General features: G+C 40.1%; 4 protein-coding genes. 1 reads left to right on the top strand and 3 read right to left on the bottom strand.

The window, feature by feature from the left end:
- Positions 1–338: 338 nt before the first annotated feature.
- From JWG45_RS16825 to JWG45_RS16815, 3 genes are all read right to left on the bottom strand, one after another.
- Entirely contained in the window at positions 339–1,961 is a 1,623-nt protein-coding gene (locus tag JWG45_RS16825; RefSeq protein WP_205280776.1) for an LA_3751/LA_3752 family putative glycosyltransferase, read from the bottom strand.
- An 8-nt stretch (positions 1,962–1,969) separates the two neighbouring features.
- Positions 1,970–3,964, bottom strand: coding sequence for an O-antigen ligase family protein (locus JWG45_RS16820; RefSeq protein WP_205280775.1), 1,995 nt, complete (start codon positions 3,962–3,964; stop codon positions 1,970–1,972).
- 108 nt (positions 3,965–4,072) lie between these two features.
- A complete protein-coding gene (locus JWG45_RS16815) occupies positions 4,073–5,779 on the bottom strand; it encodes a hypothetical protein (protein ID WP_205280774.1) in 1,707 nt (568 codons plus the stop codon).
- A 118-nt stretch (positions 5,780–5,897) separates the two neighbouring features.
- On the opposite strand from JWG45_RS16815, the gene JWG45_RS16810 reads away from it, so the two are divergent.
- A complete protein-coding gene (locus JWG45_RS16810) occupies positions 5,898–7,181 on the top strand; it encodes an EAL domain-containing protein (RefSeq protein ID WP_205280773.1) in 1,284 nt (427 codons plus the stop codon).
- Position 7,182: the final 1 nt, after the last annotated feature.

Here is a 7,182-nt window from a genome sequence, read left to right as displayed (position 1 = left end):
GGACGCGTAAGTTTTTGGTTCTTGACGCAGTCAAGAAATATCGCGCGAACGGCGATGAGATGCAAACACGCGGACGCGTAAGTTTTTGGTTCTTGACGCAGTCAAGAAATATCGCGCGAACGGCGATGAGATGCAAACACGCGGACGCGTAAGTTTTTGGTTCTTGACGCAGTCAAGAAAACGAAAGTGAAAACTAACCAAAACTCTAACTTTTTTGTGTAAACTTCAGATCACGATCGCAGATTCTTGTGCAAAAAAGAATGACGAATTTGATGAGGGAATGGTTTTAAAGGTCCTCAGGTCTTTGTTTCGAACAGAGAACTCTAAAATTTAAAATTCTATCGTAGAGAATAGGTTTTGAGGGTGAAATTCAAAACTTTCTTTTGCTCTTTTAGAATGTAGAATCGATTCGGATCCGGGAAACGAACAGCGATCTTTTCTAAAAATTGTTTTTCCGGCAGATTCGGATCCTTGGGCGGCTCGAGATCATATTCTAAGATGGAATAGGATTCTATATTCTGATTTTTTAATATTTCTTCCAACTCCATCGCGTCCTTTGAAGCCGTTACCGAAAGGTGGATGGCGGTAAGATAAGAATAGCCGATGAGATAGTTGGTGAATTGTCCTTTGTGGACGATGATCTTTCTTTTTTGAAATTCGGCTTGAATTTCATTGTAAGGTGCAATGGCTCCAAAAAGAATTTTAAATCCTTCTCTGGTAAATTTATAATTGTAATACAAACTGGAAACGGCCAAAAGAAGGAGAATGATCCCTGCTTTTGGAAATTCCGTAATTCTCCGATACAAAAAGATAAGAATTCCCGCTGAAAGAAAGATAAAGCCGGACTCCAAATAGCGCAAACCAAAGTGATGAACGCCCGCCGTATAAGGACTGAAAAACGAGATCGAAAAAATGGTTCCGAGTCCTACGATTCCCAGTATCGATTCTCCGGACAATTTTTTCTTACGAATGAGATTGGATAGAATTCCTAAGATCAAAATTGCATACGGAGAAGCTTTTAAGAATCCTGTCTTTGATTCGTCTCCGAAAAGATAACCTTGAAAAATCGATACTTGTTTGGAGAAGGAAAATTGACGGACCGCGTCTCCCGAACTTACGAGAAATCGAATTCCCATCGGATGTCCGGAGTATATAAAGTTCAAAAGTCCGATCGAAACAAAGGCAAAGGCTGCGCCGATCACCGCAAAGAATAAGTATTCAATAAGGTTCTTTTTGGTTTCCTTTTGAAAAAAAGAAAGAAGTCCGAAAAGAAAAATCGGAAATGCGGATTCCGTCCTTAGAAAAAATGAAGTCACCGCGAGAACTCCGGAAACACAAGAAAATATTCTAAAATTAGAATGTTCTTCGTATGTTTCTTCTACGATCGTATTTCTAAAAAGAGATTTGATCGTAAAAAAACCAAAAGAAAGAAGGAGTAGGTTGTTGAACGGAACCTCGGAAAATTCCACGGAGGAAAGCACCGGGAAACTGAGTCCGAACGGTATCAAGGTTCCGATCAAAATCACCCAGGTCGGCTTTATATAAAGGGAGAGTATAAGGTCGAAAACGATCATACTGAAGAGGAGAGAAAGAAGTGGTAAAAAAGGAATGATCTTCGGGCCGAAAAAATAAGCAGGGAGGCCGTTTAACAAGGCAAAAAGCGGAGGATATTGAAATAAACAGTAACCTTTCGAACTTACATTCAGAAATGCCCAGGGATAATCGAAGGGAAAAAAACGAAATTCGGGGTCGAGGTTTTTTCCCGGGTAAGTGCATTCGGATTTTGAAACCGCCCCCAATCCGTTTTGGGCAAATGCGATCGTCTGATAGTATTTGATTTCGGAATCGCTTGAAACAAAAGGCATTAGACGATCCAATTTAGAACGATTGAATATTAGAAATCCAAAAATAAGCAAATAGAACGAATAACGAACAGATCGTTGAGTCAGTCGGTTTAACATCGTGGGCTTTATTCCGTAAAAATGATATGAAAGGGATCCGTCTTTTTTGCTTCTTCGATTTCTTTTTGTATATCCAAATTCGGATTGTTTTTTCTAAGAAGAGCCGCTTTTTCCTTTCTGCAAACGGAAGAATACGGGTTTTGACGGATGCATCTGGCGAGCAAGGATATCGAGAGCGGTTCGTATTCCTTTTTTTTTCTAAGAATAAAAGACGCTAAGACAAGACTTTCTTCGGAGCGAATCCATTTTTCATTTTTGACAATTTCATCCGTCGGATACGATTTTTTTTTCCGATTTTCCGAAGGATTCTTCTCTTTGTATATTAGGAAGTTATCAAGTTCAATTTCGTTCTGAACGGATGCGAGGATTAGGTTTCTCAGTCTTTGTTCCCAAATCAACTGAAAACAAACCAAACCAAAAACGATCAACGCGGCATAGAAGGCCAACCGAAAAATACCTTTCTCAGTTTGAACCGCTTCACTTTTAAAGGAATCTTTGATTCGTAGTAGAGAAGCGGAGAGCGCAACCGGTATCAGAAAGTGTTGTTCTCCCAAGTTAAAATCAAAGAACTCGTGAAAGGCCACGAAAACAAGAATACTCGAAAGAAACAGTCCTAAGTTTGTCACTGCTCGACTTCCTGATTTCAACATTCTCCAAGAATAAAAAGAAAACTCAACCGAGATCGCAAGAAATACGAGCGATCCTAAAATTCCAAAACTAGTGTATGTCTCGACGTAAAGATTGTGAGCCTGCGGATAAGAACGAAAGGAATGTAAAAAAAGATAAAAATCCGAATAACCAAGGTTCGTAGCTTGTACACCTGGAAGATGTGCAAGAAGGGAATCCGCGTCCGGACCCAGACCTAAGACCGGTGCGCTTTGAAAGACCGATTGAAAATGGAAAGCCCAAAGAGAAAAACGAATCCAAAGGGTTTCCGGATTCAGATAGTGTGCGATCGATTCCCGCGCCGTTAAAAAATAGATCCCGAATCCGACTAAGAAAAGTACCAAAGCTGCGGGAAAAATCACCTTCGGAAAAGAAGTCTTCTTCCCCAGACGAAGGAGCAGGAAAGAAATCCCCGCAAGAAAAAAAGCCAAAATACTTGCCCTAGAATGATTTAAAAACGTAATATAGATCGAGAGAATTCCAGCGGGGATAAGAATCCAAGAATACAAAGAAAATTGAAATGCTGTGTAAAACAAGATGAGCGCTGAAAACGCCGAAATGACAGCAATGGCAGAAACCGGAAAACCCGCGTAGGTCAACAAAAGCGGCGGCTCCAGGATGGAAAAAGGCCACATCGTATGAATCGCAGAGAAAAGATTCACCGTATTTAGGAGAAGATCAAAGGAAAGAATCAGAAGAAGGCCTTTTTTCACCGCCCGACTTGGATACGAGGAGATGAGAAAGAAAATTCCAATCCCGGAAAGAAGCAGAGAAAGTTGTAAGAGTCCTGCCTGTGATTTGTAAGAAAGGATCGAAGAAATCAAAGCCAAAAGAAAAAAGAAGGCGAGGATCCAGTGGATTCTTTGAAAACGGATCCGTTTCGGAGCCAAGTACAAAAAGGAAGCGAGCACAAAGATCAGAACCGGAATCGATTTGATGCTGGAAAAAAGCGGAGGAGAAGAAGCAAAAGCGATCGTGTGAATAAAAAGAAAAATCGGAGAAACGTTTTTTAAAAATAAAAAAATGGAAAACGAAAACGCAGCGACATACAAAAGTTTCAGATTTAATTTTTGCGGAAAGTAAACGACAGGAGCTCGATTGATTCCGTTGATCGTAGAAATTCCTATGAGAAAAAGACAGGCGAGAAAAAAGAAGGGATGAATTCGGTTTAATTTTTTCTTCCAGGCGATCGCAAAACAAACGATCCAAACGAAAAGGGAAAACACCAAGGTGTCTCTGGAAAGAGCCGGATTAGAAGGATCAAAAAAAAATAAAAAGCCGAAGCAAAAACAGAGCAGGATGAGCGGTAAAGTTTTTAAATTGAGAAACTGACTCATTTAAGTTTTTGTCTGATCGATGAAAGGAAGATAAATGCAGACTATCTTCGATCCCCGATTTTAGCAATCAAGATTCTCCAGATCGCTGGAGATCGGCTTTGTCAAAAATCACAGATTCTTTTGATACCAATCCTGTCTATTTTTATCTTTTGAATTTCGGAAGTAGTATTCCTCAAAAATACGATACTTCTCTTTTCGAAGTTTCGGGGAAAGACCGAGATACGTTTTTTGATATCGATCCAGATATTCTTCAAAATTCAAAAAGGAGAAGGAAGTAATTTTTGCGAGCTCGTTCATCGTGGAAGGAGAATAGTTCAGAATTTTCCAAGTCACACCAAAGTCCGCAACCTTTAGAGAATCAAACTCGTAATTCTGAATCTCCGCTTTGGTAAAAAGAAGAAGTTCTATGTTTCTTTTTTTTAGATATTCTAAAGGGACAGTTTTTTCGTGTCCGATTCTTCCCCTTTGTTTCGATCCCAATCGAGCGATGAAGGGATCGGTAAGTCCCGCTTCCGTTTCTATCGCCAAAATTGGATTGAGATAATAGATAAAGATACATTCCGATCCGGCAAAGGCGACTTTTATCCGTGAAGTTTCAAAGTGTTTCTTCCACGGTAGAATTCGATTTTTAATTTTTTCAGTCGTTTCCCTTTTGTAAATTTTGTTTTCATCGGCGATGTTGTACAAAATGGGAAGAGGCTCCCCTTTGTAAATATCCCAGCGAAGAAGAATTAAAAGAGGAAGAACGTAAACCGAAAGATTCAGAATTTTTTTTAGGAAAGAATTTTCAAAGGTTTCCCGGAAAAGACCGGATTCCACCCAAACAAAAAGCAAGGGAAGAATCGGAAGGTAGAATCGGGAAAACATAAAATCACCGCCGATCCAAGTATAATACGCGGAATACAAGACGGGAAATAAAAAGAGCAGGATCCAGCGATAATCGCGACTTGGATCCGGTTTTCGAAATTGGGTCTGTAAGGATCGGATAAAAAGAAAAAGGGAAATTCCTAGGATTGGGACCAAGGCATAATACATTTTTAAAAATAAAAGAAAGTAAACAAGCCCTTGTTCGAGATAGAAATCACCGCCGGATTTCGCGTAAAAAGTATTGGGTAACAGGTTTCCATAATATTCTAATTTCCAAATGTAGAATAGGGAAGGACTCGCATACGCAAAAATAAGAAGTAGGAAAGAATTTTGGAAAACCACATTTTTCCAAAAGGAATTTCGATTGGCCTGGAATATAGTTAAGAACGTATAAATTCCCGCCAAACCGTGAAACAAAAGTCCGTCCGGACGGTTGAGACAAGTCAAAGCTGAAAAAAGGATTCCGGGGAGCCAATGATAAAACGTCACTCGCCTTGCAAAGATCAAATGATAAGAGGCCGCCAAAAACAAAAGGGAATGTAGTGAAGTTTCGAGACCACCCGTTGCAAAAACACGATTGTGATAGAAAAGAATAAAACAGGAAAGCGCAAATGGAAAACGGAGAGAGCCGGAAGTTTCTTTGAAATTCCATCTAAATAGATAGATACAAATACACAAAAAGAAAAAAATTCCAAACGTATATGCGACCGGTATCGGATCGATCATTTCAAAAAAATGAGGTAAGGTGAGAAGGAGGGTCCATAAAAAATTTGTATATCCTTCTACCTTTTCACCTTCGTTAAAAACCAAACCCTTTCCGTCCGCTAGGTTTTTCGCATAACGTAAGGAAATGAACGCGTCATCCGAAATCCAACGCAATTCATAAGCCGAATAGATTCCGAATAAAATCAGCAGAATGCTGAAGGTGAAATACAATATGCGCTTCAAAGTTACAATCCCTTCTTAAAATCGAATACGCAAAAACGATTCGTTAAAATACTCATGTTTTTCTATGCGGGTCGGATTTTCCTTGTAGGAATCGGAGTTCCGAAAAACGTGTAACTGAATGATCAGGCCACTTGGCACGCTTCCGAAGACGAAAGTAGAATGGGATAATTGGTTCCAGTCCGGGGAGATCATTCCTTATTTTCAACCGATCCTTTCCGTGGAAAGGGATTCTATCTTCGGATATGAAACTCTAGGAAGGTTTAGGGATCAATCAGGAAATGTTCATTCTCTCGGTCCGTTTTTTTTGGATGCAGAAACGGGAGTTTTGGATCCTCAGGAACGGAAAGAAATTTACAATCTCAAACGGGAAGTCGATCGGGATCTTCGAAAGAAGGCGATTTTACATCTTCTCAAAAAACAACATCTCTTTCCGGAAGCAAAACTTTTCTTGAATATTTCTCCGGCTTATATGAGGGATCATATCGAAGAAGAAGCCGAAGATTCTTACACGATCCGTCTCGTAAAAGAATTGGGTTTGGATCCATCCAAAATTGTGATCGAAATCGTGGAGGAACATTTCGACGGAAGTTTGGAAAGTCTTCGACCTCTGATCTCCCGTTACAAGAAGGAAGGTTTTCTCGTTGCGATTGATGATCTAGGTTCCCGGTCCTCCAATTTGGATCGAATCGGAATCTTCCATCCCGATATTTTGAAAGTTGATCTTCAAATGTTGCGGAATTCCGTGACATCCAGAAATTTTCAGGAAATTCTTTTTACCATTTCGCGCCTTTCCGAATCTCTCGGTTGTTCTCTTCTATTTGAAGGGATCGAAAACGAAAAGGAGCTCTTTCAATCTCTTACCTACAGTGCCCGTTTTTTACAGGGTTTCTACTTTGCGGAAGCTCTTCCCGATATGATCGGACAAGAAGAATTAAAACTCAGATTCTCCACTTTACACGAACTCTTTTTTAATTACAAAAGATACCAGTTGATGAAACAGATCAAAAGAGAAAAGGATCTGGAGGAAAAGCTGAATCTTTCGGGGATCACGGTCCACGAAGAAGGGGATCTTCACGGAGTACAGATTCAGAACCCGAGTGTTCTCAGCGATTTTGTTTTTAGAATCTACGTCACTAGTCTTACCGGAAGTCAGGTTTCTCCCAATTATATGAGAATCGGAGAAGTATCGATGGATACTGACGATTCCTTTATCGGAAGAAACTGGAGTTGGAGACCGTATTTCCTCGAACAATTCTACAAGTCGATGAAGGACACAAGAGCGGAATGGATCATCAGCAATCCATACTACGATATCAGCTACGCTATTCTTTTGATCACCTACAGCAAACGTCTCCCCGACGGACACGTCCTCTTTGTGGACGTACAAGTTCCTGAATATTAGA

The sequence above is a fragment of the Leptospira ainlahdjerensis genome, assembly GCF_016919175.1.
GTDB classification, from domain to species: domain Bacteria; phylum Spirochaetota; class Leptospiria; order Leptospirales; family Leptospiraceae; genus Leptospira; species Leptospira ainlahdjerensis.
The sequence above is the reverse complement of the archived record's forward strand: the minus strand, read 5'-3'. Positions and strand labels throughout refer to the sequence as shown.

Coding starts and splice junctions, on each gene's coding strand:
- JWG45_RS16810 (WP_205280773.1), top strand. CDS start 5,898: ATGATCAGGCCACTTGGCACGCTTCCGAAGACGAAAGTAGAATGGGAT.
- JWG45_RS16820 (WP_205280775.1), bottom strand. CDS start 3,964: ATGAGTCAGTTTCTCAATTTAAAAACTTTACCGCTCATCCTGCTCTGT.
- JWG45_RS16825 (WP_205280776.1), bottom strand. CDS start 1,961: ATGTTAAACCGACTGACTCAACGATCTGTTCGTTATTCGTTCTATTTG.